This window comes from Streptomyces alboniger (assembly GCF_008704395.1).
Taxonomy (GTDB): domain Bacteria; phylum Actinomycetota; class Actinomycetes; order Streptomycetales; family Streptomycetaceae; genus Streptomyces; species Streptomyces alboniger.
In genome coordinates, this window is record NZ_CP023695.1 from 4,341,990 (window position 1) to 4,366,341 (window position 24,352).

The 24,352-nt window shown below is 73.5% G+C and carries 21 protein-coding genes and 2 pseudogenes; 11 read left to right on the forward strand and 12 right to left on the reverse strand.

Features of this window, described 5'->3' with window-relative positions; genetic code table 11:
* Positions 1 to 22: 22 nt before the first annotated feature.
* Entirely contained in the window at positions 23 to 574 is a 552-nt protein-coding gene (locus tag CP975_RS35865; protein ID WP_246201563.1) for an LppU/SCO3897 family protein, read from the reverse strand.
* 101 nt (positions 575 to 675) lie between these two features.
* Here CP975_RS35865 and CP975_RS19370 point away from each other — a divergent pair, with 101 nt between their 5' ends.
* The 3 genes and pseudogenes from CP975_RS19370 (at position 676) to CP975_RS19380 (ending at position 2,910) form a co-directional block, all read left to right on the forward strand.
* On the forward strand, positions 676 to 1,269 hold the full coding sequence (locus CP975_RS19370; protein ID WP_055536490.1) for a TetR/AcrR family transcriptional regulator: 594 nt from the start codon (positions 676 to 678) through the stop codon (positions 1,267 to 1,269).
* A 121-nt stretch (positions 1,270 to 1,390) separates the two neighbouring features.
* Positions 1,391 to 1,870 (forward strand): annotated as a pseudogene (locus tag CP975_RS35870) (cupin domain-containing protein); the annotation flags it as partial.
* Between the two features lie 221 nt (positions 1,871 to 2,091).
* Complete coding sequence (locus CP975_RS19380; RefSeq protein ID WP_150477162.1) at positions 2,092 to 2,910, forward strand: SDR family NAD(P)-dependent oxidoreductase; 819 nt, start codon at positions 2,092 to 2,094, stop codon at positions 2,908 to 2,910.
* 423 nt (positions 2,911 to 3,333) lie between these two features.
* On the opposite strand, the gene CP975_RS19385 is transcribed toward CP975_RS19380, so the two are convergent.
* The 5 genes from CP975_RS19385 to CP975_RS19405 all read right to left on the reverse strand — a co-directional run bounded on the left by CP975_RS19385 (position 3,334) and on the right by CP975_RS19405 (position 7,505).
* Positions 3,334 to 3,978, reverse strand: a complete 645-nt coding sequence (locus CP975_RS19385; protein WP_150477163.1) for a LuxR C-terminal-related transcriptional regulator — start codon at positions 3,976 to 3,978, stop codon at positions 3,334 to 3,336.
* Positions 3,942 to 5,390 (reverse strand): sensor histidine kinase, encoded by a 1,449-nt coding sequence (locus tag CP975_RS19390; RefSeq protein WP_055532352.1) that lies wholly within the window; start codon positions 5,388 to 5,390, stop codon positions 3,942 to 3,944. The genes CP975_RS19385 and CP975_RS19390 overlap by 37 nt, the downstream gene beginning before the upstream one ends.
* Positions 5,391 to 5,556: 166 nt before the next feature.
* Positions 5,557 to 6,402: an endonuclease/exonuclease/phosphatase family protein gene (locus CP975_RS19395; protein WP_055532354.1), complete on the reverse strand. Its 846-nt coding sequence runs from the start codon at positions 6,400 to 6,402 to the stop codon at positions 5,557 to 5,559.
* Positions 6,403 to 6,489: 87 nt separating this feature from the next.
* Positions 6,490 to 7,035 carry a YceI family protein gene (locus CP975_RS19400; RefSeq protein ID WP_055532356.1) on the reverse strand — a complete coding sequence of 182 codons (546 nt, stop codon included), beginning with the start codon at positions 7,033 to 7,035 and terminating at the stop codon, positions 6,490 to 6,492.
* Complete coding sequence (locus tag CP975_RS19405; RefSeq protein WP_055532357.1) at positions 7,032 to 7,505, reverse strand: carboxymuconolactone decarboxylase family protein; 474 nt, start codon at positions 7,503 to 7,505, stop codon at positions 7,032 to 7,034. Before CP975_RS19405 ends, CP975_RS19400 begins: the two co-directional genes overlap by 4 nt.
* A gap of 180 nt (positions 7,506 to 7,685) precedes the next feature.
* Between CP975_RS19405 and sigJ the strand changes: the two genes are divergently transcribed.
* Both sigJ and CP975_RS19415 read left to right on the forward strand, forming a co-directional pair.
* Entirely contained in the window at positions 7,686 to 8,675 is a 990-nt protein-coding gene (gene sigJ, locus CP975_RS19410; protein ID WP_150477164.1) for an RNA polymerase sigma factor SigJ, read from the forward strand.
* A 383-nt stretch (positions 8,676 to 9,058) separates the two neighbouring features.
* A pseudogene (locus tag CP975_RS19415) lies at positions 9,059 to 9,811 on the forward strand (AfsR/SARP family transcriptional regulator); the annotation flags it as partial.
* Positions 9,812 to 10,363: 552 nt separating this feature from the next.
* Here the strand turns inward: CP975_RS19415 and CP975_RS19420 are convergent.
* The gene (locus tag CP975_RS19420) at positions 10,364 to 12,073 is read right to left on the reverse strand and encodes a bifunctional 3'-5' exonuclease/DNA polymerase (protein ID WP_150477165.1); all 1,710 of its coding nucleotides are present in this window, start codon (positions 12,071 to 12,073) and stop codon (positions 10,364 to 10,366) included.
* Between the two features lie 222 nt (positions 12,074 to 12,295).
* Between CP975_RS19420 and CP975_RS19425 the strand changes: the two genes are divergently transcribed.
* Positions 12,296 to 13,138 carry a nitrilase-related carbon-nitrogen hydrolase gene (locus CP975_RS19425; protein WP_055536405.1) on the forward strand — a complete coding sequence of 281 codons (843 nt, stop codon included), beginning with the start codon at positions 12,296 to 12,298 and terminating at the stop codon, positions 13,136 to 13,138.
* A 64-nt stretch (positions 13,139 to 13,202) separates the two neighbouring features.
* On the opposite strand, the gene CP975_RS19430 is transcribed toward CP975_RS19425, so the two are convergent.
* Together CP975_RS19430 and CP975_RS19435 are read right to left on the reverse strand one after the other, a co-directional pair.
* Positions 13,203 to 15,458, reverse strand: coding sequence for an ABC transporter permease (locus tag CP975_RS19430; RefSeq protein ID WP_150477166.1), 2,256 nt, complete (start codon positions 15,456 to 15,458; stop codon positions 13,203 to 13,205).
* Positions 15,455 to 16,267: an ABC transporter ATP-binding protein gene (locus tag CP975_RS19435; protein WP_150477167.1), complete on the reverse strand. Its 813-nt coding sequence runs from the start codon at positions 16,265 to 16,267 to the stop codon at positions 15,455 to 15,457. Before CP975_RS19435 ends, CP975_RS19430 begins: the two co-directional genes overlap by 4 nt.
* A 231-nt stretch (positions 16,268 to 16,498) precedes the next feature.
* On the opposite strand from CP975_RS19435, the gene CP975_RS19440 reads away from it, so the two are divergent.
* The gene (locus tag CP975_RS19440; RefSeq protein ID WP_150477168.1) at positions 16,499 to 17,677 is read left to right on the forward strand and encodes a DUF2786 domain-containing protein; all 1,179 of its coding nucleotides are present in this window, start codon (positions 16,499 to 16,501) and stop codon (positions 17,675 to 17,677) included.
* A gap of 32 nt (positions 17,678 to 17,709) precedes the next feature.
* Here the strand turns inward: CP975_RS19440 and CP975_RS19445 are convergent, their stop codons facing one another.
* Genes CP975_RS19445 through CP975_RS19455 form a run of 3 tightly spaced genes read right to left on the reverse strand, consistent with a single transcriptional unit; the run spans position 17,710 to position 20,422 of the window.
* Positions 17,710 to 18,294: a GerMN domain-containing protein gene (locus tag CP975_RS19445; protein ID WP_246201564.1), complete on the reverse strand. Its 585-nt coding sequence runs from the start codon at positions 18,292 to 18,294 to the stop codon at positions 17,710 to 17,712.
* Positions 18,291 to 19,733: a sensor histidine kinase gene (locus CP975_RS19450; protein ID WP_055535245.1), complete on the reverse strand. Its 1,443-nt coding sequence runs from the start codon at positions 19,731 to 19,733 to the stop codon at positions 18,291 to 18,293. The genes CP975_RS19445 and CP975_RS19450 overlap by 4 nt, the downstream gene beginning before the upstream one ends.
* The gene (locus tag CP975_RS19455) at positions 19,730 to 20,422 is read right to left on the reverse strand and encodes a response regulator transcription factor (protein WP_055535247.1); all 693 of its coding nucleotides are present in this window, start codon (positions 20,420 to 20,422) and stop codon (positions 19,730 to 19,732) included. Before CP975_RS19455 ends, CP975_RS19450 begins: the two co-directional genes overlap by 4 nt.
* A 160-nt stretch (positions 20,423 to 20,582) precedes the next feature.
* Here CP975_RS19455 and CP975_RS19460 point away from each other — a divergent pair, with 160 nt between their 5' ends.
* The 4 genes from CP975_RS19460 to CP975_RS19475 are packed head-to-tail and all read left to right on the forward strand — an operon-like array spanning position 20,583 to position 24,287.
* Positions 20,583 to 21,242 carry a hypothetical protein gene (locus CP975_RS19460; RefSeq protein WP_055535249.1) on the forward strand — a complete coding sequence of 220 codons (660 nt, stop codon included), beginning with the start codon at positions 20,583 to 20,585 and terminating at the stop codon, positions 21,240 to 21,242.
* Positions 21,242 to 22,345, forward strand: a complete 1,104-nt coding sequence (locus CP975_RS19465; RefSeq protein ID WP_055535251.1) for an efflux RND transporter periplasmic adaptor subunit — start codon at positions 21,242 to 21,244, stop codon at positions 22,343 to 22,345. Before CP975_RS19460 ends, CP975_RS19465 begins: the two co-directional genes overlap by 1 nt.
* Positions 22,342 to 23,124: an ABC transporter ATP-binding protein gene (locus tag CP975_RS19470; RefSeq protein WP_055535253.1), complete on the forward strand. Its 783-nt coding sequence runs from the start codon at positions 22,342 to 22,344 to the stop codon at positions 23,122 to 23,124. The genes CP975_RS19465 and CP975_RS19470 overlap by 4 nt, the downstream gene beginning before the upstream one ends.
* Complete coding sequence (locus tag CP975_RS19475) at positions 23,121 to 24,287, forward strand: ABC transporter permease (RefSeq protein WP_055535255.1); 1,167 nt, start codon at positions 23,121 to 23,123, stop codon at positions 24,285 to 24,287. The genes CP975_RS19470 and CP975_RS19475 overlap by 4 nt, the downstream gene beginning before the upstream one ends.
* The last annotated feature ends 65 nt before the right edge of the window (positions 24,288 to 24,352 follow it).

Below are 24,352 nucleotides of genomic sequence, written 5' to 3' on the forward strand. Positions count from 1 at the left end.
CGCGAGTTGGCGGGTTGGTGAGTTAGCGGGCGTATGAGCCTAGGCCCACCAGGCAGTAGACGTATTCGTTGATGGCCGTGCCGTTGAGGGTGTAGCGGTACGAGAAGGCGTACTGCGTCTTGGGATTGCTCTTGCAGCGGCTCAGGTCCGACGTCAGGGGGATCGTCTGGATCACCCGGTAGTGGGCGTCGGACGCGGAGCAGGAGACCTCCTCCACGCCGCTGACCTCCTGGGCCGTCTCGGAGTCCGGGAGCGTTCCGTTGAGGCAGGTACCCGATTCGTACGGGCTCGGGGCCGCGCTCGTGGGGGCGGGGGCGGGAGCGGCGGCGGAGTTCGACGGGGCCTGGGTCGGCGGTTCGTACGTCGTCTGCGAACTCGGCGAAGCGGCGTACGACGTGGTGGACGACGGCGTGGAGGAGGCGGTGCTGTCGTCGTCATCGCCCTGGTTCAGCACCAGGGCGGCGACGAGCACGGCGCCTGCGACGCCGAGCACCGCCAGGCAGCCGCGGGCGCTGGACCCGGGCGTACGGTTCGGCCGCGGCGTGGGAGATATGGGACGCGTGGGTTCGGACACGGGGCCAGTGTGGGGGAGGAGGGGTGGGTTTTGAAGTGACTTTCTAGAAAACAGCTCTAGAAATGATGTGGGGTGTGCGGGGGTTTACGCTGGTGGGCACGATGAGCCCCAAGCAACAACGCGGCGCGCAAACCGCCGAGCGCCTCCTGGACGCCGCCCTCCAGGTGTACGCCGAGTCCGGGGAGCAAGGCGTCACCGTCAGCGCCCTCACCAAGGCGAGCGGTGTCAGCCTCGGCAGCCTCTACCACCACTTCGGCAGCGTCGACGGCCTCATGCGCGCCCTGTTGCTGCGCTGGCTCGGGCGTCTCCTCGGCGAGCTGGCCGGGGGCGTGGAGCGTTCCCGTACGGCCAAGGGCGCTGTCCGTACGCTCGTACGGGCGTATCTGACGTTCATCCAGGAGCATCCGGACGCCTCCCGGCTCCTGCACTCCTCCTACGCCGACCGGGTCGGCATGGCGCAGGCCGCCCAGCTGCGTGACGCGCAGGAGGCCAGGCTGTCGCCGCTGACCGCCTGGGTGCGGCGGCACACGGAGTCGGGGGAGATCGCTCCGCTGGCCGCGCCGATGGTCGAGGCGCTGGTCATGGGGCCGATCGTCGCCACAGCGCGCCGCTGGCTCTCCGGCATCGACGACGCGGACCTCGATCAGGCCGCGCATGTCCTTCCGGAGCGGATCTGGCGGTCGATCAGTCCCTGAACGGCGGTGGGGCGCGCGGTTATCGCGCGCTTCGGGCGGGGAGCGATCGGGCATGGTCGAAAACCATGCGGAGCCGGCACGGGTGCCGGATGCGGTCGCGACGACGGGCGTGACGACGGGCGTGACGACGGGCGGAACCGCTGAGGAAGTGGCGGCGCGGCACGAGCTGGTGCCTCTGCCGGTGGAGGGGGGCCTGTACCGGCGGACCTGGGCGGGCCCGCCGGACGCCGACGGCCGGCCGGCGGGCTCGGCGATCATCGTGCTCCTGACCGACGCTCCTGGGGACTTCTCCGCCCTGCACCGGTTGCCCATCGACGAGGTCTGGCACTTCTACGAAGGCGACGCCTTGGAGGTGCTCCTCCTCGCCCCCGACGGCGCAGACCGCCTGGCGGTGCTGGGGCGGGACGGGCGCGTTCAGCTCGTCGTCCCGGCGGGGACGTGGATGGGGGCGCGGGTCGCGAGGGGCGGCGGGTGCGGGTGGTCGTTGTTCGGGACGACGATGGCGCCGGGATTCCTGCCCCAGGATTACGAGGGCGGTGACGCGGAGGAGCTCTGCGCACGGTATCCGGGGCGGGCGGCCGTCATCCGGGAGCTGTGCAGGGTCGGGGAGCCGGTGCGGATGGCGGGATTGGGAGGGGTGGGGGAGTCGGGAGATGTGGGGGAGTGGGGAGACGTGGGGGGTTCGGGGCCGGTGGGTGAGTCGGTGGCGGGGGTGGGATCGGTGGCGGTAGGGGAGCCGCCGGGGCCGGTGAGGGAGGAGGGGGCGACTGGTGGTGAAGGGGGCGGTGAGCGCGATGAGCGTGATGGGGGAGGTGGCGGGCGATGAGTGAGGAGGGGACGGAGCGGGTCGGCGCTCGGCGGGGGCTGTGGGACGACACCTTGCCCCGGATGGCCGGGCGCGTCGTCCTGGTGACCGGGGCCAGCGGGGGGCTCGGGGCCGGGATCGCGTGGCGGTTCGCGCAGGCGGGGGCCGCGGTCGTGGTGCATTTCCGGCGGGGGGAGACGCGGGCCCGGGAGCTGGTCGAGCGGATCGGGGGCGCGGGCGGTGACGCCGTCGCCCTGGCGGCGGACCTGACCCGGGAGGAGGAGTGCCATCGCCTCGTGGAAGCCGCGTACGCCTGGCGGGGGCGCCTTGACGCGCTGGTCAACAACGCCGGGATCCAGCCCGTGCGGAGCCTCGCCGACATGACGGCCGAGGACTGGCGGCGGCTCGCCGAGGCGAACGTGACCAGTGCGTTCTGCTGCACCCAGGCCGCGGCGAAGCTCATGGCCCGGCAGGACGGCGGCGGCACGATCACGCAGATCGCGTCCATCGAGGGCTCGCGTCCCGCCCCGGGCCACGCCCACTACAGCGCCTCCAAGGCCGCCCTGATCATGTTCGCCCGCTCGGCCGCGCTGGAGTACGGGCCGCTCGGCATCCGCGTCAACAGCGTCTCGCCCGGCCTCGTCGACCGGCCCGGCCTCGCGGAGGAGTGGCCGGAGGGCGTGGAGCGGTGGGGCAGGGCGGCGCCGCTCGGCCGTCTCGGCCGGCCCGAGGACATCGGCAGCGCGTGCGTGTTCCTCGCCTCGGACGCGGCGTCCTGGATCACCGGTACCGATCTGGTGGTGGACGGTGGGGTGGGGGCGGCGCCTGCCTGGTAGTGCCGTGGCCTGCTTGGCGGTCCGGGTGGGCCCCCAGGCGCTGCGGCCCGCTTAGTCGTCCCCGGGTCCGGTCGCCCCGGGTCCGGTCACCCCGGGTCCGGTCGCCCCGCCCCGGGCCTGGTCGCCACCGGGCTTGGCGGTCCCGGGCTTGGTCGCAACCGGGTCTGGCCGTCCCCGGGCGCCGTGGCCCGCCCGGTCCCCCCTGCGCCTGACCGCCCCCGCGCCTCGTCGTCCCCGGGCTTGGTCGTCCTCGGGTCTGGTCCCCCCCCGTGCCCGATCACCCCCCCTCCGCCTGGACATTCCCGGGCTTGGTCGCCTCCGGGGTTGCTCGCCCCCGCGCTTGGCTGCCCCCGCGCCTGACCGCCCCCGGCCCAGGACTCAGCGGACCGGCGCTCAGCGGGCCAGGGCCCAGTGGCCCAGGACTCAGCGCTCCAGATACGCCAGGACCGCGAGGACACGGCGATTGTCCGTGTCCGACGGTGGCAGCCCGAGCTTGGGGAAGATGTTGCCGATGTGCTTGGCGACGGCCTTCTCCGAGATGAACAGGGCCTCCGCGACCCCCGCGTTCGAGCGGCCCTGCGCCAGGCACTCCAGGACCTCGCGCTCGCGCGCTGTGAGCGTCGCCATCGCGCTGTCGCGGGCCTTGCGGACCAGGAGTTGGGAGATCACCTCGGGGTCCATGGCCGTACCGCCCCCGGCGACCCGTTCGATCGACCCGATGAACTGGGCGCCGTTCGAGACCCGGTCCTTCAGTACGTAGCCGACCCCCTCGGAACCGGTGGCCAGCAACTCATGCGCGTACAGAGGTTCCACGTACTGGGAGAGCAGCAGCACCGGCAGGCCCGGTACCCGGCCGCGCGCCTCCACGGCCGCCCGCAGGCCCTCGTCGCTGAAGCCCGGTGGGAGCCGGACGTCGACGATCGCGACGTCCGGCCGCAGGTCCATGAGCGCTGTCAGCAGGTCGGGGCCGTTGTCGACGGCCGCGGCGACCTCGTGCCCGAAGGCGGCGAGGAGGCGGGCGAGGCCGTCCCTCAGCAGGAAGTGGTCTTCGGCGAGGACAACGCGCACGGCACCTCCAGCGTCACCAGGGTCGGGCCACCGGGCGGGCTGCTCACGGCGAGGACGCCGTCGAACATCGCCAGCCGCTCCTCTATGCCGCGCAGGCCTGTGCCGCGCGCGGGGTCGGCGCCACCGCGGCCGTCGTCCGTGACGGTGATGCGGAGGGTGCCGACAGCACCCTCGGGTGCGTGCATGCCGGGGGTGCCCCCGTGAGGGGCGTCCACGTCGGGGGCCGGGCGCCCGGACTCGTGGCGGATGTCGATCCAGGCCCGCGCGGCACCGGAGTGTTTCGCCGCGTTGGCCATCAGTTCCGAGACCGCGAAGTACGCGGCCGACTCCACCGGTGGTTCGGGGCGCGCGGGCAGGTCGGCCCGCACCTCGGTCCTGAGCGGGCTGATCAGCGCCAAGGAACGCACGGCGTCGGCCAGGCCGCGGTCCGCGAGGACCGGCGGATGGATCCCGCGGACCAGGTCGCGCAGTTCCTGAAGGGCCTTGGCGGAGTTCTCGCGGGCCTCGGCGAGGAGGGCGCGCACGGCTTCGGGGTTCGATTCGAGCAGGTGCTCGGCGGCGTCGAGCGTCATGCCCATCGCCACCAGGCGGACCTGGGCGCCGTCGTGCAGGTCGCGTTCGATGCGGCGGATCTCGGCCATCTGCGTGTCGACGGCGGTGGAACGGGTCGTGGTGAGGTGGTCGATACGGTGGGCCATCTCGGCCATCTCCGCGCGCAGTTCGCTCTCACTGGGGGCGAGCATCGCGCGCAGGTAGCGTTCGTGGAGGCGTACGGCCCGGGGCGCGGCCCAGCGGAACGCGAGCGGGAACTGAAGGGCGCCGAGTACTCCCGCGAGGGCGGCCGTCGGCCAGTTCTGCACCGGGATGAACAGGTACCAGATGCTGCCCCACTCGCGGGAGAGCTGCACGCCGAACACCGCGGTGACGAGCCCCCACACCCCGCTGAGGACGAGTGCGAGCGGGATGAAGGCGATCAGCCCGCCGACGTACGGGTCGAGGTTCGCCCACCGCCAGTCCCGCCACACCTGGCCCTCCTTGCCCGCCAACTGGGCACGCAGCGCGAGGCCGTGGGGCCCCGCAGGTACCTCGCGGTAGGGAGCCGGGAAGTCCCGTCCCGACCACTCCTCGGCCAGCCTTCGCTGCTGGTCGGCCAGTTTCCGCACGCTCCTCACGGCGCTCGGGAGCAGCCTGGTGCGAGCGCCGCCCATGAAGAACGCGTGGGCGTGGGTCGTCCAGAGCGAGAGCCAGAACGCCCGCAGGGACAGGGACCACAGGAGCAGGGAGCGTGTGAAGGCGGCGCGGGGGCCGGGAGTCGGGGGCGGATTCGGTTTCGTGGCCTGGGCCTCGGCCTGGGCCGTGGTCATCTTCTGGGTCGTGTTCTGGGTCGCGTTCTGCGTCTGGGTCCTGGCCATGGTGATCCCCCTGTACTCCCGTACTCACGTACTCCCGTGGGCCCTTTTGCCGTCTTCCGGCGTGTTCTCCGTAGGCCCTGTCCCGCCGATTATGGGGCGGTCGGCGGGGGGAAGTCGGTGGTAAAAACTCCCCTTTTCGCGGGGGAGGAGGAAGGGGGAACGATGCTCAGGAGTGCGCGATCACCCCCACTTCCAGATCCGCGACGACTCCGTAGTGGTCGCTCGCCCATATGCCGTCCACGGGCTTGTGGAAGGCGAGTTCGGCGCGACGTACGCGGGCGAAGGCGTTCGGGTGGGCGTGCGGGGAGCCGACGAAGACGTAGTCGATACGGCGGTGGTGGCCGGGCTGGCGGACCAGGCGTTCGATGTCCTCGGCCGCGTTCGGGTTGTCGCAGGACCAGGTGTGGCCGGGGCCGGAGCCCGCGACCTCCCAGGCGTCGTGGAAGTGCGTGCCGCGCCCCGAGAGGGACTGCCGGCCGGTCAGGTACCGGATGCAGGCCGCGTCGGGGCCCGCGTTGAAATCTCCGGCGATGATCGTGGGCAGGGTGGTGCGGTGCCGGGCGTCCAGGTCGCTCAGGCCGATGGCCTGGCGCTCCCGTTCGGCTTCGGCTTCGAGACGGAAGGACAGGGTGGGGGCGATGAACAGGACCTCCTCACCGCCTGTTTCGGCCGTCGGCACGCGCGCCGCCAGCGTGAGCCAGGGAACGTCGGGGGCGTTCGCACCACGCTGGTCGAGGGTCTCGATGATGCGGTGCGGCTGCCGCGTCGCGATCGCGGTGCCGCCGTAACGGTCCACATGGGGTGGTGCTGTCGCGGCCGTCCGCGACTGGTGGGTGCCGTGCAGCCCGGTCCCGTCGAGCAGGGCGGGCAGCTGGTCCGGCAGGACTTCCTGAAAGGCGACGAGATCCGGTGCCAGCCGCCGCAGTTCGGCGTTGATCAACGCGGCTCGTGCGGTGGCGTCGCCACGGTTGTTCCATACGTTCAGTGTCACGACGCGCAGATTCGTCGCCATCAGGTTCCTCTCCTTCGGTTCCGGGGCGGGCCGGTCCTTCGGTTCCGGGGTGCGCCGGTCCTTCGGCTCTGGGGGGCCGGGTCTCCTTCAGGGGTTCCGGAGCGCGGTGATGTCGAACTCCAGCGTCACCTCCGGGCTGATCAGGGCCCTGGTCACGGCGTTCCAGTTCACACCCCAGTCACCGCGGTCGACCGTGACACCGCCCCGGAAGCCGACCCGGAAGTCGCCTCGCGGCCCGGTCGTGCCGACCAGCAACTCGACGCCGGCCGACACCGGTTGGGTCACCCCGCGAAGGGTCAGGTCCCCGGTGACGGTGAAGTGCGTATCGTCGGTCCGCGCCACCCCCACCGAGCTGAACGTGATGTCCGGATGGTTCTCCACGTCCAGGAATTTGCCGCGCAACAGGTCGTCGCGCTGCTTGCTGCCGGTCTGGATGCTCTGCGCCCGGATCGCGAGCCGTACGCCGGACCTCGACGGGTGGCCGCCGTCCAGGTGCACGGTGCCCCCGAACTCGTCGAACTGCCCGCGCACCCTGGTGGCCATCGTGTGCCGGGCGACGAACCCGATCCGGGTATGGGCGATGTCGATGACGTAGTCGCCGGTCAGCTCGTCGAGCCGGGTCGTCGGGGTCATCCGAACTGGCCGGGGGTGTAGTCGCCCGCGGGCTGCTGGGTGATGACGTTCATGCGGTTCAGGGCGTTGATGAGGGAGATGAGCGCCACCAGGGCGGCGAGCTGGTCCTCGTCGTAGTGCTTGGCGGCGTCCGCCCAGGCCTCGTCGGTGACGCCGCCCGCCGCGTCGGCGATGCGGGTGCTCTGCTCCGCCAGCTCCAGGGCGGCGCGCTCGGCGGGGGTGTAGACCGTGGCCTCCCGCCAGGCCGCGACGAGGTTGATACGGACCGCGCTCTCCCCTGCCTCGGCGGCCTCCTTGGTGTGCATGTCCACGCAGAAGCCGCAGCCGTTGATCTGGCTGGTGCGGAGGAGCACCAGTTCCCGCGTCGTGGCGGACAGCGACGATTCCTTGATCACCTTCCCCGCCGCGGCGAGATGCTTCACGGCCTTGACCGCGACCGGATTGGTGTGGATGTCGAGACGGGTTTCCATGGCGATCTCCTTGGTGGGCGCGGCGGTCGTCCGCCGCGTTCGAGTGCGTCCCAGCAGTACGACGAGGCAGCGCGCCGGAATGTGAGGTGGCGCGGCCCACGTCACATTCCGGAGGACCGGTCCGTCGTACTGGTGAGCCAGTGAGTGAGCGCCAGACGCGCCCGAGGGAGCAGCTACACCATGAGGACCCAGCCAGAGCCGACCGATCCGACCGATCCGACCGAGCCGACCGAGCCGGCCGACCCGGCTGCGCCGACCGATCCGACCGACCCGGGCCTGAGCGCCGTCACGAGCGAGCGGCGGCAGCTGATCAATCTCGCGTACCGGCTCCTCGGCTCCCTCGCGGACGCCGAGGACGTCGTACAGGAGACGTACGCCCGTTGGTACGCGATGTCCCCGGAGCGGCGCGCGGCCATCGAGTCCCCCGGCGGCTGGCTGACGCGGGTCGCCAGTCGCGTCTGCCTCGATCTGCTGGGCTCGGCGCGGGCGCGGCGGGAGAGTTACGTGGGCGAGTGGATACCGGAACCGGTGCCCGACCACACGGAATGGGCCGACGGGCGTGGCGGCGGCGCGACGGCCGACCCGGCCGACCGGGTCACGCTCGACGAGTCGGTCAACATGGCGTTCCTCGTCGTACTGGAGTCGATGACCCCGGCCGAGCGCGTCGCGTTCATCCTGCACGACGTCTTCCGTTACTCCTTCGCCGAAGTCGCGGAGATCGTCGGCCGGAGTCAGGGGGCGTGCCGTCAGCTGGCCTCGTCGGCGCGGCGCCGCGTCCGCGCGTCGCACGACGCCGTGGCCCCGACTCCGGCGGCTAGGCGCGCACGCCTCGTGCGGGACTTCAAGCAGGCGTGGGAGGCGAAGGACATCGAAGCCCTCATCGGGCTTCTCGACCCCGACGCCCTGGGGCTCGCCGACGGCGGAGGCCTGGTCAGCGCGGCGCCGCCCACGGGAGGCAGCGAGAGCATCGCGCGCGTCCTGGTCGCCCTCACCGGCGCGGCGAGCGATCTGGCGATCCTGGAGCGGACGGTCAACGGCCAGCCCGGCCTGGTGGTCCAGCAGGGCGGCGCCACCATGGCGGTGATCGCGTTCGACTTCGCGGGAGACCGGATCAAGGGCTTCTGGGCGGTACGGAATCCCGAGAAGTTGCAGCCTTGGGGGGTGTGCTGAGGCCACCCGTGGCGCGCCGGGCGCAAGAGGAGACCGGGGCACGGGAGGAGCCGGGCAGGACAAGAGCCCCGGTCGGTCACCTCCGCCGACCGAGGCTCTCTCTCTGCCCCCGGACCCGACCGCGGCGGCGACACTCCCCCGAGCTACGCGCGTTGCGCGAGTACCGGCGGGTCAGGTCCGATGTAGTGATCACATCAGATCCCGCCAACAGATCGCTAACATATGGCCAACGGTCGGCTGATAAGCGACGTTCGGTACGGGGAGACGGCGTGAGTGAGCGGGGCGAACTGCGGGCCGGGCAGGGAGGCGGACCGTGGCGCGGGCAGGAGTGCGGGGCGGGGCCTGGACCGAGGCCCGGTGCGTCGGACGGGCTGCGGTTCGGGCTGCTCGGGGCGCCTGTTCTGTACGACGCCACGGGCGAGCCGCGCCCGGTGCGCAGCGCCAAGGGGCGTGCGCTACTGGCCGCGTTGCTCCTGGAGCCGGACAGGGCCGTCCCGCTCGACGCCCTCAAGGACGCGCTGTGGGGAGGCTCCCCGCCCGCCTCGGCGCGGGCCTCCCTCCAGAACCACGTGACGCGGCTGCGGCGCCTCCTCGACGACCCGGAGCGGCTGCACGCGGTGCCGCCGGGGTACCGACTGCGGGTCGGCGAGGGCGAGTTGGACGTCCGCGTCTTCGAACGCCGGGTCGCGCGGGCGCGGGCCGCGCACGCCGAGCGGGACTGGACGCGGGTCGTCGACTCCGCCTCGGACGCGCTCGCGCTGTGGCGCGGGAGGCCGCTCAGCGGCCTGCCGGACCCGTTGGCGGACCACTTCCTCGTACCGCGCCTGGAGGAGGCGCGGCTGCTCGCCCTCGAATGGCGCTACGACGCCGAACTGGAACTCGGCACCGGTCTCGCCGCGCTCGCCCCCGAACTGGCGGCGCTGGTGGCCGAACACCCGCTCCGCGAGACCTTCCACCGCCAGCTGATGCTCGTCCTGCACCGCACGGGCCGTCAGGCGGAGGCACTGGCAGCCCACCGCGAGCTGCGCCGCAGGCTGGTGGAGGAGCTGGGGGTGGAGCCCGGGGCGGCTGTACGGGACGCGCATCAGGAGGTGTTGCGGGGGCGTCGCGAGGGAGCGGGTGGTTCTCGGGGTGCGGGGCCGTCAAAGGGGCGCTCCGAGGGACTGCGCCTCGAGGGACGGCGCTCCGAGGGACGGTGCTTTGAGGGACGGCGCTCCGAGGGACGGCGATCCGTAGATCGGTCCGTAGACCGGTCCGTGGATCTCGTACGCCGGTCCGCGCACCGCAACATCGGCTACGCCCACCTCACCCTCGGCGAACCGGCCGCCGCCCTCGCGCACTTCGAGGAGAGCCTGCGCGGCCACGGCGAGTACGAGGACTGGCACGGCGAGTCCCAGGCCCGTCTCGGCCTGGTCCGCGCCCTGCGGGGCCTGACCCGGGTGCAGGACGCGACGCGTGAGTGCGCCGCGCTGCTGGACCGCGCCGAACACCGAGGTGACGCCCGTATGACGGGCCTGGCCCGCCACCAGCGGGGACTCCTCCTCCGGGCGGAGGGGCGCGACGAAGAGGCGTACGAGCAGTGGCGGTCGGCGCTGGCGGCCCTCGACGGCACGGACAGCGAGGTGACCGACGAGCTGAGGACCCTGCTTACGGCGGACTGAGCACTCCGCTCACCTCGCTCACTCCACTCACTTCGCGTCGGCGTAGCACTCCACGACGGCCGTCGTGAAGGGAAAGCGGACCGGCGTGTCCCCGAAAGCGATCCGGCCCGCGAGGTCCCCCGCCTCGCGCACCGCGCGGGCGACCGCGTCCGCCTCCTCGGCGGGGCAGTGCACGATGACCTCGTCATGCTGGAAGAAGACCAGCTCGGCCCGCATCCCGCCCGCGGCGATCGTCCGCCGCAAGGCGGCCAGCATCAGCAGCGCCCAGTCCGCCGCGCTGCCCTGCACCACGAAGTTGCGGGTGAACCGGCCGCGCGCCCGGGCGTTGGTCGACGCGTACCCGGGAGTGAACTCCCCCTCGGAAGAAGGGAGTCCGTCCGCGGCCGGCGGGCCCTCCTGGGGAATGCCTGCCTCGTCGTCCTCCCCGGCCCCGGCCGCCGGCGGGCTCGTCCGCCCCAGCCAGGTCCGTACGAGCCGTCCTTCCTCGCCCGCCTTCGCGGCCTCGTCCACATACGCGACGGCCAGCGGGAAGCGGCGGCGCAGCGCGGCCAGGTTCTTCAGGCCGTCGCCCGACGTCTGTCCGTACACGGCGCCGAGCAGCGCGAGCTTCGCGTGCTCGCGGTCGCCGGAGAACGCGCGGTCCGACAGCCGCGTGTACAGATCCTCCTCGCTGCCCGCCACCTCCATCAGGCCCCGGTCCCGGGAGATCGCCGCCAGCACCCTCGGCTCCATCTGGTCGGCGTCGGCCACGACGAGCCGCCAGCCGGGGTCGGCGACCACGGCCCTGCGGATCACCTTCGGGATCTGGAGCGCCCCGCCGCCGTTCGTCGTCCAGCGGCCGCTGACCGTGCCGCCGGGCGTGTACTCGGGCCGGAAGCGGCCGTCCCGCACCCAGTCCTGGAGCCAGCTCCAGCCGTGCGCGGTCCAGATCCGGTACAGCTTCTTGTACTCGATCAGGGGCCGCACCGCCGGATGGTCGATCTCCTCCAGCTCCCAGCGACGCGTCGACTTCACCCTGATGCCGGCCTGCGCGAACGCCTTCACCACGTCGGCGGCCAGATCCGGGCGGACGCGACGGCCGAACGCGGCGGACACCTCGTCCGCCAGCTCGGCGAGGCGGCGGGGCTCACCGCCGCCCGCGTACCGCTCGCCGAGCAGTTCGGTCAGGAGCGCGCGGTGCACGTCGGCGCGCCAGGGCAGGCCCGAGGCGTTCATCTCCGCGGCCACCAGCATGCCCGCCGACTCGGACGCGGTGAGCAGGCGCATGCGGCCGGGGTGGGCGGCGGCGTCGTGTCTTCGCTGCTGGTGCGCGTACACCTCGACGAGTTCTTCCAGGGTGACGGGGGTGCCACCCGGGCGGGGCTCGAAGAGGGAGTCCTGGGAGCCGGGCTCTGCGGCGCGGGGCGGGGGATCGGGGGGTACGGGGCCGTTGCGCAGGCGGGCCAGGGCGGCGGCCGCCGAGCGGGGCTCGCCGAGGCGGCCCTCGTGGCCGAGGAGCAGCAGCTCGGCGGCCTCGATGTCGTAGCACCGCTCGACGCGGGCGCCCGCGTCGAGCAGACGGGGGTACAGCGCGGGGGTGGACCGCCACACCCATCGTCCGACGTCACTCCGCTTCCGCACGGCCTCGGCGAGGTCGGCCTCCCGGACGACGGGCCCCGCGGGCAGGCCGTCGCCGCCGAGGGGGACGAGGTCCGCGCCCCCGCCCTCGACTGCGGCGATGGCCCAGCGGTCGGTCATGAGGGGAGTGTGGCATCGGGGTCTGACATCGGCTGGCGGGGCGCCTTGGGCGGGGGCTCGCCTCGGCCCCGGTTGCGGGAATCCGGGTACGCGGGCGGTACCGCGCTCCCCCTCCCGGGGTGCCTCCTTCCGTGCGCCCCCCGGTCCGGGCGCCCCGCTCCGGGCGCCCCTAGCGGACGCTCCCGGCGTGCGCGGGCCGACGGGCGCTGGGAGGCTCGGGCCATGCGAGTGGCGCTGGCTCAGACCGACTGCGCCCTGGGCGAGGTCGGGCAGAACCTGGAGACCGCGCGGGACCAGGTGGACCAGGCCGCGGCCCAGGGCGCCGACCTCGTCGTGTTCCCCGAACTGAGCCTGCACGGCTACCACCTGGGCGGACTCGAACGGGATACGTCCATCACCACCGACGACCCCCGGCTCCTCGCCCTGGCGGGACCCGGCGGCCCGGACGTCCTGGTCGGCCTGCACGAGCACACCGGCCTGCGGGCCTACAACACCTCCGCGTACTACGCGCGGGGCCGGCTCCTGCACGCGCACCGGAAGCTGTACCTCCCCAACTACCTGGCCTGGGAGGAGCGCAAGCACGTCAGCCCCGGCCAGCACCTGCGCGCGTACGACCTGCCCGACGGGCACGGCCGGGCCGCCACGCTCGTGTGCAACGACGCCTGGCAGCCCGTGCTGCCGTGGCTTGCCGTGCAGGACGGCGCCGAGGTCATCGTCGTACCGACGAACAGCGCGGCCAGCCTGGACCCCGAGGCCATGGACACGGGCCTCTACTGGGACACGCTGCTCTCCTACACCGCCCGCATGCTGCAATGCTGGGTCGTCTTCGTGAACCGGGTCGGCAACGAGAACGGGGCCTCCTTCTGGGGCGGCTCCCGCGTCGTCGACCCGCGCGGCACGGTGGTGGCGCAGGCGCCGAAGTGGGAGGCGGCGCTGATGACGGTCGACATCGACGTCCACGAGGCGCGGCGGCAGCGGAGGGCTGTGCCGCTGGTCGCCGAGGCGCGGCTCGGCCTGGTCGACCGCGAGGTGCGCCGCCTGATCGACGAGGGCGGCGACAGCTGATCCCCGCGCCTTTCGGCGGCCTCTCCTGCGTTTCCCCCGGCAGCTTCTCCTCCGTTTCCCGGCGCTATCCCCTACCGCGCCGCCCCGCCCCGGCCCCCGCGACGGCGACCCCCACCCCCACCGCCCCGCAAACTCCCACCGCCACCCCCACCACGTCCCACGGCACCACCACCCCCACCGGTACCGACAGCCGCGCCAGCCCCGCGCACAGAGCGTCGAGGTTGACCGCCGTCACCGCGAGGCCGAGAAGCGTGCCCGCCACCACCGCCGCCAGCGCCTCCCCGGCCACCACCACCCGCACCTGGCTCCGCGTCGCCCCCGCCATCCGCAGCGACCGCAGCTCGGCCCCCCGCACGGACGTGGCCATCAGCAGGGTGCTCGCGAGGGAGATCCCCGTGTAGACGAGGGAGATGCCGAGCAGCATCAGCAGCCCGAGCCGCGTCTGTTCCTTGGTCCGGGGGTGCGTCGCGGCCAGCCACTCCTCGGCGGACCGCACCTCGCCCCCGCTCACCGCGGCGAGCGCGGCGGCGGCCCTGCCCGGATCGGCCCCCGCCTTCAACCGCACGTCGACCCGATCCACAGGCACAGGGACAGCCGCACGCCCAGAGTCGGCCGCAGCCCCCGGCGTCGCAGGCCCGCCGCCCCCCACCGACGCGTTGGCCGACGTGACGTACGCCCCGTTGTCCCCGCTCCCGCGCGCCAGCACCGCGGCGATCCGCAGCCGCGCCCGCCGCCCGTCGCCCAGCCAGACGTCGACGCGTTCGCCGACCCGCCGCCGCTCCCACTCCTCGTTGACGACGATCGAACGGTCGTCCAGGTCGCGTACGTCGCCCGCGACGACCGGCAGCCGGGACGTCGCCGCCAGCGCGGCGGGGTCGCGCACCGCGCGTGCCTCGGACCGGACGAGCGCGCTGCCCCCCTCGCGTACGAAGACGGCGGTGGACGCGGAGGCGGAGACGGCCACGGCCCCCGGGACCGCTCGTCGCGGCGGCGGCTTCAAACCGGCGCCCGTCACCACGAGTTGGGAGAGGGTGCGCTCCCGCGCCTCCGCGGCCTTGGCCCCGCTCACGGTCTGCGCCGCCCCCATCAGGCTGCCCGCGAGGGCGACGGTCACGAGGACGGGGGCCGCGACGGCGGCGGTGCGGCGCACGGAGGCGGTGGCGTTCTCGCGGACGAGGAGGCCGACCGCGCCGGGCAGCCGGAAGGCGCGGACGACGGGCCGTACGAGCAGCGGCGCGAGCGCGGCGGCCGCCGTGATCAGGAGCATCGGCTGGACCGTGTACGTCTTGCGCTTCATCAGCGAGGACGGGTCCGTGGCCAGGGTCCAGACGAGCAGCCCGAGCCCGCACGCGAGGAGCGCCCCGCCGGTGATCCGCCTGCTCCACGGCATGACGTCGCCGTCCACGGACGCGTCGCGCAACGCCTCGGCCGGGGTGACGCGCCCGGCCCGCCGGGAAGCGGTCCAGGCCCCGGCGAGGGCGACGAACAGGCCGGTCCAGAAGGCGAGTTGCAAGGGCCAGGAGAGCCATGCCCCGAGCGCCGCCGAGACTCCGTCGGCCGAGAACCAGCGCACCGCCGGAACCCCGTCGACCACGAACCGGCGCGGCGCCACCCCGGCCTCCACCAGCACCTCGCCGAGCAGCGGCCCGCCCCACGCCCCGAGCACGCACCCGACGGCCGACGCCGCGATGCCCACCGCCAGCGCCTCGCCCAGGAGTTGCCCGCGCACTTGTGCGGGCGTCGCGCCCGCCATCCGCAGCAGCCCGAACTCCCGCCGCCGCAGCGCCACGACGAAGGCGAACGTCGACGCCGTGACGAACACCGATACGAAGGCGGCCACCCCGCCCGCCGTGCCCAGGAAGGAGTTGACGGCCACCAGCGCCTCGGCGTCACGTGCCGTGCCGGGGTCGGCCCGGCGACGGTCGTCGCCGGTGAGGACGCGGGCCCGCCCGCCGACCACGTCGCGCACGTCCCGCGCGGGGGCGTCGACACCGACCGCGTCCCGTTTCCGGCCGTCCAGCCGTACGGGCCCGAGCCGCCGGAGCTCGCGCAGGAGTTCGGTATCCACAGGGTGTGGATGGGCGAGCGGCTTCGATACGTACGTGGTGTCCGGGCCGCGCTCGACCGGCACGGTCAGCCGGTCCTGCCCGAGGACGACGACGGGCGAGCCGGCGAACCGCACGGGCGGCCGTTCCGGCGCCGAGAGGCTCGCGTCGAGACCGAGGCCCATCGCCGCGGTGAGGCCGACGCCGAGGGCGACGGCGACGAAGGCGCCGAGGAGACTGCTCCAGCGGGCGCGCAGGGAGGCCAGAAAGATCATCGCCCATGCTCCTGGTCCGAGCCGACGCGGGCGGCGCGGTCGCCACCGGCAGCGCGGTCGCCACCGGCCCCGCGTCCCCCGTCCCCACCCGTGGTGCTCTCCAACGCCGCCATCCGCTCCGCCACCGCACCGGCACCCGGCGCCCGCAGCTCGCTCGTGATCCGGCCGTCGACGAGGAACACCACGCGATCCGCGTACGAGGCGGCCACCGGGTCGTGCGTGACCATCACGGTCGTCTGCCCTTCCTGGTCGACCAGTCCGCGCAGCAGCCCCAGCACCTGGCGGCTCGTGCCGGTGTCCAGCGCCCCGGTCGGTTCGTCACCGAAGAGGACGGCGGGGCGGCTGACCAGTGCCCGCGCGAGGGCGACCCGCTGCTGCTGGCCGCCCGAGAGCTCGCCGGGCCGATGCGCGGCCCGGTCGGCGAGGCCCACCCGGGCCAGGGCGCCGCGGATCTCCGTACGGGAGGGGCGGCGGCCCGCGAGGCGCAGCGGGAGCGCGATGTTCTGGGCGGCGCTCAGGGACGGCAGGAGGTTGAACGCCTGGAAGACGAAGCCGATCCGCTCCCTGCGCAACAGGGTGAGCCGGCGTTCGCTGAGCCCCGTCAGCTCGGTCCCGCCCACCTCGACGGTCCCCGAGGTCGGCCTGTCGAGCCCGGCGGCACACTGCAAGAGCGTGGACTTCCCGGACCCCGAAGGACCCATGACCGCGACGAAAATCCCGGCACGGACCTCCAGGTCGACGCCGTCCAGGGCGGTGAGGGGGCCGTGCCGGCGGCGGAGGGCGGTGAGGCGTACGGCGACTGTGTCCATGCCCTCAACCCAAGCGCCGGGAACGCGCTCGAACACGACCACTGGGGGGTGTCCCGGGGTATACCCAGCCCTACCCCTGCCCGGTGACCACGTCCCGCGAGCAAGGCAGCTCACTCACCGCGGACCCCACCGGCCCGAGGCCGCCGCGGCCCCGCCCCACCCTCGACAGAAGGCACGACGGTCACCCCACCGCCGGACCCGCACCCGTCCCCGCCCCCATACCCTTGCCCCATGGACTCGGTGATCGACAAAGCGTTCGCGGCGGCGCTGTACGGCGAAGGCCACGAAGGCCTGGACACCGGGGCCTCCCTCCTCGCGGCAGCCCCCGACGCGGACGCCGAGCTGCGGCGGCGCGGCGAGGAGTACCTGCGCCGGGCCTGGCGGCACGGCTGGCAGCCCGCGGACGTCGTACGCCTGGTCCGCCGCGACCTGGACGCCCCGCACACACGCCTGGTCGCCGCCCTGATCCGCTCCGAGACCGCCGGCTACCCGCACCTGCCACCCCGCTGGACCACCCAGCTGGCCGACCTCGCCGACACCGCGACCGCCCCCGAAACCGGCCGCCCCCGTGCCCAGGCCCAGCCCCGCGACCGCTTCTCGGACGCCACCGTCCACCTGGAGCTGTACCGACTGCTCCTGCGTCTCCCCCCGATCGAGCCGGTCGGCCCGCCGCCAGGCGAGACCGTGCCGGGGCCCGTAGAGGGCGAGCCCCGCACACTGACCCGCATCCGCGCCCTGCTCGCCAAGGCCGAGGCGACCGGCTTCCCCGAGGAGGCTGAGGCGCTCACGGCGAAGGCACAGGAGCTGATGGCGCGGCACTCGCTCGACGAGGCGCTGCTCGCGGCCCGTACGCACGCGAAGGACGCCCCCGGGGCGTGCCGCGTCGGTGTGGACGCTCCGTACGAGACGGCGAAGGCGATCCTGCTGGATTCCGTGGCCACGGCGAACCGCTGCCGGGCGGTGTGGAACGAGGCGTTCGGCTTCTCGACCGTCGTCGGCTTCGAACCCGACCTGGAGGCGGTGGAGCTGCTCTACACCTCCCTCCTCGTCCAGGGCACGGCGGCGATGACGAAGGCGGAGGCGGGGCAGCGCGCGGCGGGACGCAGGCGTACGAAGACGTTCCGGCAGACGTTCCTGCTGGCGTACGCGCACCGCATCGGCGCCCGCCTGGCGGAGGCGGGGGAGCACGCGGTCACGGAAGCGGCGGCCGAGGACGCCTCGGCGGCCTCGTTGCTGCCCGTCCTCGCGGCACGCGACGTCGCGGTGACCGACCGCGCCGAGCGGATGTTCCCCGAGACGACCACGACCCGCGTGCGCGGCGCGACGGACGGAGAGGGCTGGACCCACGGCACGGCGGCGGCCGACCGGGCCCACGTCCCGCCCCGGAACCAGGGCCCGGCCCTGCCCTGACGCCGCGCGCCCCGAGCCGGCCCTTACCCCCCTCACCCCAAGAAGTCGGAGCACACATAGGGCCCCAACTCGCCGCCTCCGCCCCCACTCCCGGTTCCGTCGCCCTCCGACGCGACCGTCACGCGCACGTCGTCCGGCCGTGTCCGCCCGCTCTCGTCGAGGACGGCCCGCGCCCGCGCCAGGCTGCACACCAGCTGGCCCGTGAGGTTCCGGTCTCGTACGGAGGTGGGGTCGAGGATCATGCCCGAGAGCCGCACGGAGAGACGGTCGCCCTCACCGGTGACCTCGTACTGGCCGTCTGTCAGCAGGGTGGTGAGCCCCGAGCGCTTCTCGGCTTCCGAGGGGCCGCCCATCAGGAGCTTGACCACGTCGACGGGGGCGCGGATCGGCTGGTCCGGCCGCGGCACACCCTCCAGGCGGCCCGATTCGGATACGAAGTACAGGCGCAGCCCCTTGGTGAGCCCGCTCGCCGACCCGCCCGCGTCCACCACGCCGGTGGGCCGCACCCCGCACCCGGTGAGAGCGAGCGCCACCATCACCACCCCGAGGACGAGACCGAGACGGCCCTCCCGACGCAGGACACGCACGAAACGCACGCAGCCAACGAAGACCCTCACGCGTCGCCCTCCCCGCACCCCCGCCGCCACGGCATCCGCAAGGTGAACACCGCGCCACCACCGGCCCTGTTGGCCACGTCGATCGACCCCCCGTGCAGCCGCGCGTTCTCCAGCGCGATGGCGGTGCCCAGGCCGCTGCCCTCCGACCGGGCCCGCGCGCTGTCCGCCTTGTAGAAGCGGTCGAACACGTGGGGGAGGACCTCGGGCGGGAGGCCGGGACCGCGGTCCGCGACCTCGACCGTCACCCGTTCCCCGGCGGCCACGACCTTGAGAGACACCGGCGGCGCGCCGTGCCGCAGCGCGTTGCCGACGAGGTTGGCGACCGCCACGTCGACGCGCCGCGCGTCGACCACGGCCCGTAGGCCGCTCGGGAGTTGGGCGTGCACCCGTGAGGTCCAGCCGCGCAGGGCGAGCGTGCCACGGAGGGTCTCGGCGAGGTCCACCTCGCCGAGGTTGAGACGCGCGGCGCCCGAGTCGAAGCGGGACATCTCCATCAGGTCGTCGACGAGCCGGGCGAGGCGGGCCGTTTCGGCGCTGACCGTACGGGCGGCCCGCGCCGCGTCCGGCGGCAGCTGCCCGGCGTCCTCGTCGAGGACGGTGGCGACCATCGTCATGGCGGCGAGCGGCGTACGCAGCTCGTGCGACACGTCGGCGACGAAGCGCCGCGCCCTGGCCTCCTGCTCGCGCAGCTCGGCGACGGACTTCTCCAGGGCCTCCGCGGTCCTGTTGAAGTCCCTCGCCAGATCCGCGAGTTCGTCCCGCCCGCTGGGGGCCGCCACTCGGGAGGTGAGGTCACCGGCGGCGTGCCGGCGGGTGGCGCGCCCCAGCTCGCGTACGGGCCGCAGGACGGTGCGCGCGGCGAGCAGCGCGAGCACGGCGGCGAGCAGGACCACGGGCAGCAGGCCGTCCCGTACGGAGTCGAGGATCGCGGCGGTGTCGTCCTCCTCGGCGCGCAGCGAGGTGATGGCGAAGACGTCGAGGCCGGACGGCGGTCCGGAGGCGAAGGTGACGGGCGTGCCCACCACGAGGTAGGGGCTGCCGTGCCGCTCGACCCGCTGGAGGCTCATTCGGTTCCGGTCGCGTACGGCGTCCCGGAGCGAACGGGAGATGCGCGTACGGTCGGCGGACGCGTCGGAGGACGCCGTCAGCGAGCGGTACTCGGCGACGACGACCGCGTCCCCGAGGCCCTCCGCGACGCTGACGGCGAAGCGGGTGAGGGAGACCTCATCGGGCGGCATGGAGAGATCGGCGGCGACCTGTTCGACGCGGCCCCTGAAATCGCTGCGTACGGCGTCCTGTTTGCGGTCGAGGACGGCGGTGCGGGACTCCCGGTAGGCGAGCCCGGTGGCCGTGACCGCGCTGACGAGCGCGACGAGCACAAAGGCGACGACGAGCCGAGCCCGCAGCCCGCCCCACGCCCGCCACCCGCCCAGCGTCATACCGGCCCGAACCGATACCCGAAGCCCCGCACGGTCTGTATGTAGACCGGTCTGGCGGGGACGTCCTCCAGTTTCGCGCGCAGGCGGCCGACCGCCGCGTCGACCAGGCGTGAGTCACCGAGGAAGTCGTGTTCCCACACCGACCGCAACAGTTGCTCGCGGCTGAACACCTGCCCCGGTGACGCGGAGAGTTCGAGCAGGACCCGCAGTTCGGTGGGCGGCAGCGCGAGCGGAGTGCCCCGCTTGGTGACCGTGAGCCCGGCGCGGTCGATGACCAGACCGGCGTATGTGTCCTCGTCGGGCCGTCGCCGCACCGGCTCGGCCCGCCGCAGCGCCGCCCGGATCCGTGCCTCGAGCACGGGCGCGGTCACGGGCTTGACCACGTAGTCGTCGGCGCCCGCCTCCAGGCCCCGCACGATGTCGCTGTCATCGCCGCGGGCGGTGAGCATGACGACGGGGATGGCCGAGCCGGAGGCGCGCAGCCGCCGGCAGACCTCGAACCCGTCCATGCCGGGCAGCATCAGGTCGAGCACGGCGAGTTCGATGCCGTGGCCCGCGGGCCCGGCGAGCAGCGCGAGGGCGTGCTCGCCGCTGGCGGCGGTGTCGACCGCGTACCCGTGGCGCCGCAGCACCAGTTCCATTCCGTCGCGCACGGACGCGTCGTCCTCGATCAGCAGCACATGGGGCACTCGGGGCTCTCGGGGCACTCTCGGCATGCCGCGATTATGGGCGAGGATTCGCCCGGTTCAGGGCCGATGGGAACGGAGAACGGGCGGCCACGGGCGCATTGTTACGTTCTCATCATGTGGTCATGGACCGGCCACCACATGGGGGCCGGACGGTGATCCCATGAGCATCCACAGCGTCCACACCACATCGCGCGGCGGTGCCCGCCCCCTGTTCACCGCGCTCCTCGCCACCTCGGTCCTGGTGGTCTGTGCCGCCTGCGGAGGCGGCGACGGCGGCGGCACGCGGCAGTCCGGGGAGGTCGCGTCGGCCCCACCTGCCGACGGCTCCCCGTCAGGGAAGGACAGGGAGGGCGGCGAGGGCGGCGGAAAGGCCGGCGGCAAGAGCGCCTTCTTCGACGCGCAGATGACGTACGTCCGTTGCATGCGCACCAAGGGCGGCGTCAAGGACTTCCCCGATCCCAAGCTCAGCGGCTATCTCGACTGGGCGAGGATCGACGAGATCACCGACCCGAACGGCCGTGGTGAGGAGCAGAAGGGCGGCAAGAACGGCGCCTGCGGACCGGAGTTGAGGGACGCCCTGAACCTGGAGCCCGAGCGCAACGCGCAGAAGGACTACGAGTCGATGCTGGCGCACGCCAAGTGCATGCGCGAGCACGGCGTCTCGAAGTTCGGCAATCCCACGATGACCGGCGGCAACGTCCTGCCCGGCGGCGAGACGAACCCCGCGGCCCCGACGATGGACCGCGACTCGCCCGCGTACAGGGAAGCCCGCGAGGCCTGCGGGGACAAACTGCTCGACGGCCTGGACGGGATGCAGTGATGCGGCGCCGTACGGGCTTCCTGGCGCTCGCGTCCGTGCTGGTCGCCGCGTCGGCGGCCGGGGCCGCGGTGTTCGTCGCGGGCGGCCCCGGCACCGGCGCCGAGGGCGGGAGCAAGGACCTGCCGCCCGCCACCGCCACCGTCACCCGCACGGATCTGGTGCGGTCCAAGACGGTCGACGGGAAGATCGACTTCGCGGGGCGCCGTGCGGTGAAGTCGGCGGTCGGGGGCACGGTCACGGTCGCCGCGAGGGAGGGCGTGACCGTGACGCGCGGGCAGGCGCTGTACGAACTGGACGACAAGCCGGTGACGCTCCTGTACGGCCCGGTCCCGGCCTTCCGTGAGATGAAGGAGGGGGACCGCGGCAGTGACGTACTGCAACTGGAACGCAACCTCGTCGCCCTCGGCTACGGCGAGGGCCCGCGCGGCGAAACCCTGTACGTGGACCCGCGCTACGACGGCGCGACGGCAGCCGCGGTCAAACGCTGGCAGAAGACCCTCAACCGGGTGCCGACCGGCAAGGTGGGCAAGGGAGATGTCGTCTTCCAGCCGGACCGGATCAAGGTGGCGTCGGCGGACGCGGCGCTCGCCGACCAGGTCGCCCCCGGAGACCCAGTCCTCACGGCCGCCTCCACCAAACCAGTGGTCCGCGTCGAACTCGACCAGAGCGACGCGTCCCTGACCGCGAAGGGCACGAAGGTCGAGGTCACCCTGCCGAGCGGCAGAACGGAGCCGGGCCGGGTCACGGGCACGGCGGAACCGGACGCCTCCGGTTCCCCCGAGGGCGCCGGGGACCCCGCCCCCGGCGACGGCATCACCGTCGAAGTCACCCTGGACGGCGGCAAGCCGGCGGCGGCGGGCGAGGACGCCAGGGCGACGGCGAGCGTGAGGTTCGTCAGCGCGTCCCGCAAGGACGTCCTCACGGTCCCGGTCGAGGCGGTGGTGGCCCTGCGCGGAGAGAACGGCGGCTACGGACTCCAGGTCGTCAGCGGCGGTACGTCACGCATGGTGCGGGTCGGGACAGGAATGACGGCCGACGGAAAGATCGAGGTCAGGGGCGCGGGAATCGCGGAGGGCACGAGGGTGGGGACGCCGGGCCAATGACTCCACCGCTCCTGCCCCCCGCCTCCAACTCACCGGCCTCCACCTCATCCGCCCCCGCCCCTCTCATCGAACTCCGAGACGTGACCAAGTCCTACCCGGGCGGCGTGCACGCGCTGCGCGGAGTGAGCCTCACCGTCCGCGCGGGGGAGCTGCTCGCCGTCGTCGGCCCCTCCGGGTCCGGCAAGTCGACGGTCCTGAACATCATCGGCACCCTCGACAGGCCCACCGCGGGCACGGTCCGCGTCGCGAGACAGGACGTGGGCGCCCTGTCGGACGCCCGGCTCTCGGCGCTGCGCGCCCGCCACATCGGCTTCGTCTTCCAGCACTTCCACCTGGCGGCGGGCCGCGACGCGGTCGACAACGTCGCGGACGGGCTCCTGTACGCGGGCGTCGCCCCGAAGGCACGCCGCGCCCGTGCCCGCGAGGCCCTGGAGCGGGTCGGCCTGGGCCACCGCCTCGGCCACAGTCCCGGCGAGCTTTCCGGAGGCGAGAAGCAGCGCGTGGCGATAGCCCGCGCACTGGTGGGGGAGCCGTCGGTCCTCCTCGCGGACGAGCCGACCGGCGCCCTGGACACGGCCTCGGGCGCGCTGGTCATGGCCCTGCTCCACGAGCTGAACGCGACGGGCACCACGGTCTGCGTGATCACCCACGACCATGACATAGCCGACGCCCTGCCCCGCCGCGTCCGCTTCCGCGACGGCGAGATCACCGCCGACTCCGCCACCGGCCGGGGAAGCCGACTTCACGACGTAACAGACGTACCAAGGGAGTCGGGATGAGGTTCACGGACATACTCCGGGTCGGCGCGATCGGACTGCGCGTCCGCCGCGCGAGGGTAGTCCTCTCCGCCCTCGGCATCGCGATCGGCATCGCCACGATGGTCGCGGTCGTGGGCCTCTCCCAGTCCAGCAAGGCGGACCTGATGGGCAGGCTCGACCGGCTCGGCACGAACCTCCTCACCGCCGAGGCGGGCAAGGACGCGACGGGCCAGGAGGTGCGGCTCCCCAAGGCGGCGGTGGCGATGGTCGAACGCATCGGCCCCGTCCAGCACGCCACGGAGACGGCGGATGTCGACGCCCGCGTCCGCCGCAGCGACGTCGTCCCCGAGGAGCGGACGGCCGGCGTCACGACCCAGGCGGCCCGCACCGACCTCCTGATGGCCCTCAACGCGCGCATGGCCAAGGGCAGCTGGCTCACCGGGACCACCGCCACCCTCCCCGTCACCGTCCTCGGCTCGGTCGCGGCAGAGCGCCTCGGCGTCACATCCCCCGGCGAGAAGATCATGATGAACGACGAGTACGTGGTCGTCGTCGGCATCCTGGAACCCGTCGAACTCGTCCCGAACCTGGACCGCGTGGCGCTGGTCGGCTTCCCGGCGGCCGAGAAGTACTTCGGCTTCGACGGGCATCCGTCCACCATCTTCGAGCGCTCGCCCGACGCGGCGGTCGAGGACGTGCGAGAGGTCCTGGCCCGCACGGTCAACCCCGGAGCCGAGGGTTCCGTGAAGGTCTCCCGCCCGTCGGACGCGCTGGCCGCGAAGGCGGCGACGGACGAGGGCCTGACGAACCTGATGCTGGGGCTGGGCGCGGTGGCGCTTCTGGTCGGCGGCGTCGGCGTCGCCAACACGATGGTGATCTCCGTACTGGAACGCAGGGCGGAGATCGGTCTGCGCCGCGCGCTGGGCGCCACGCGCAACGCGATACGCCTCCAGTTCCTCGCGGAGTCCCTGCTGCTCTCCGCGCTCGGCGGGGCTGCGGGCGCGGTGCTCGGCGTGGCGGCGACGTACGGCTTCGCCCTGACCCGGCACTGGACCCCGGTCGTCCCTGTCTGGTCCCTGACCGCGGCTTTCGGCGCGACGCAGCTCATCGGCGTGGCCGCGGGCCTGTACCCGGCGGTCCGGGCGTCCCGCCTCCACCCCACGACGTCCCTGAACGCCCCCTGACCCGTTCAAGAGCCCGCACGGCCAGGTACGTGTTGGTCGCGGACCGCACCGCCCCGCGACCCCGT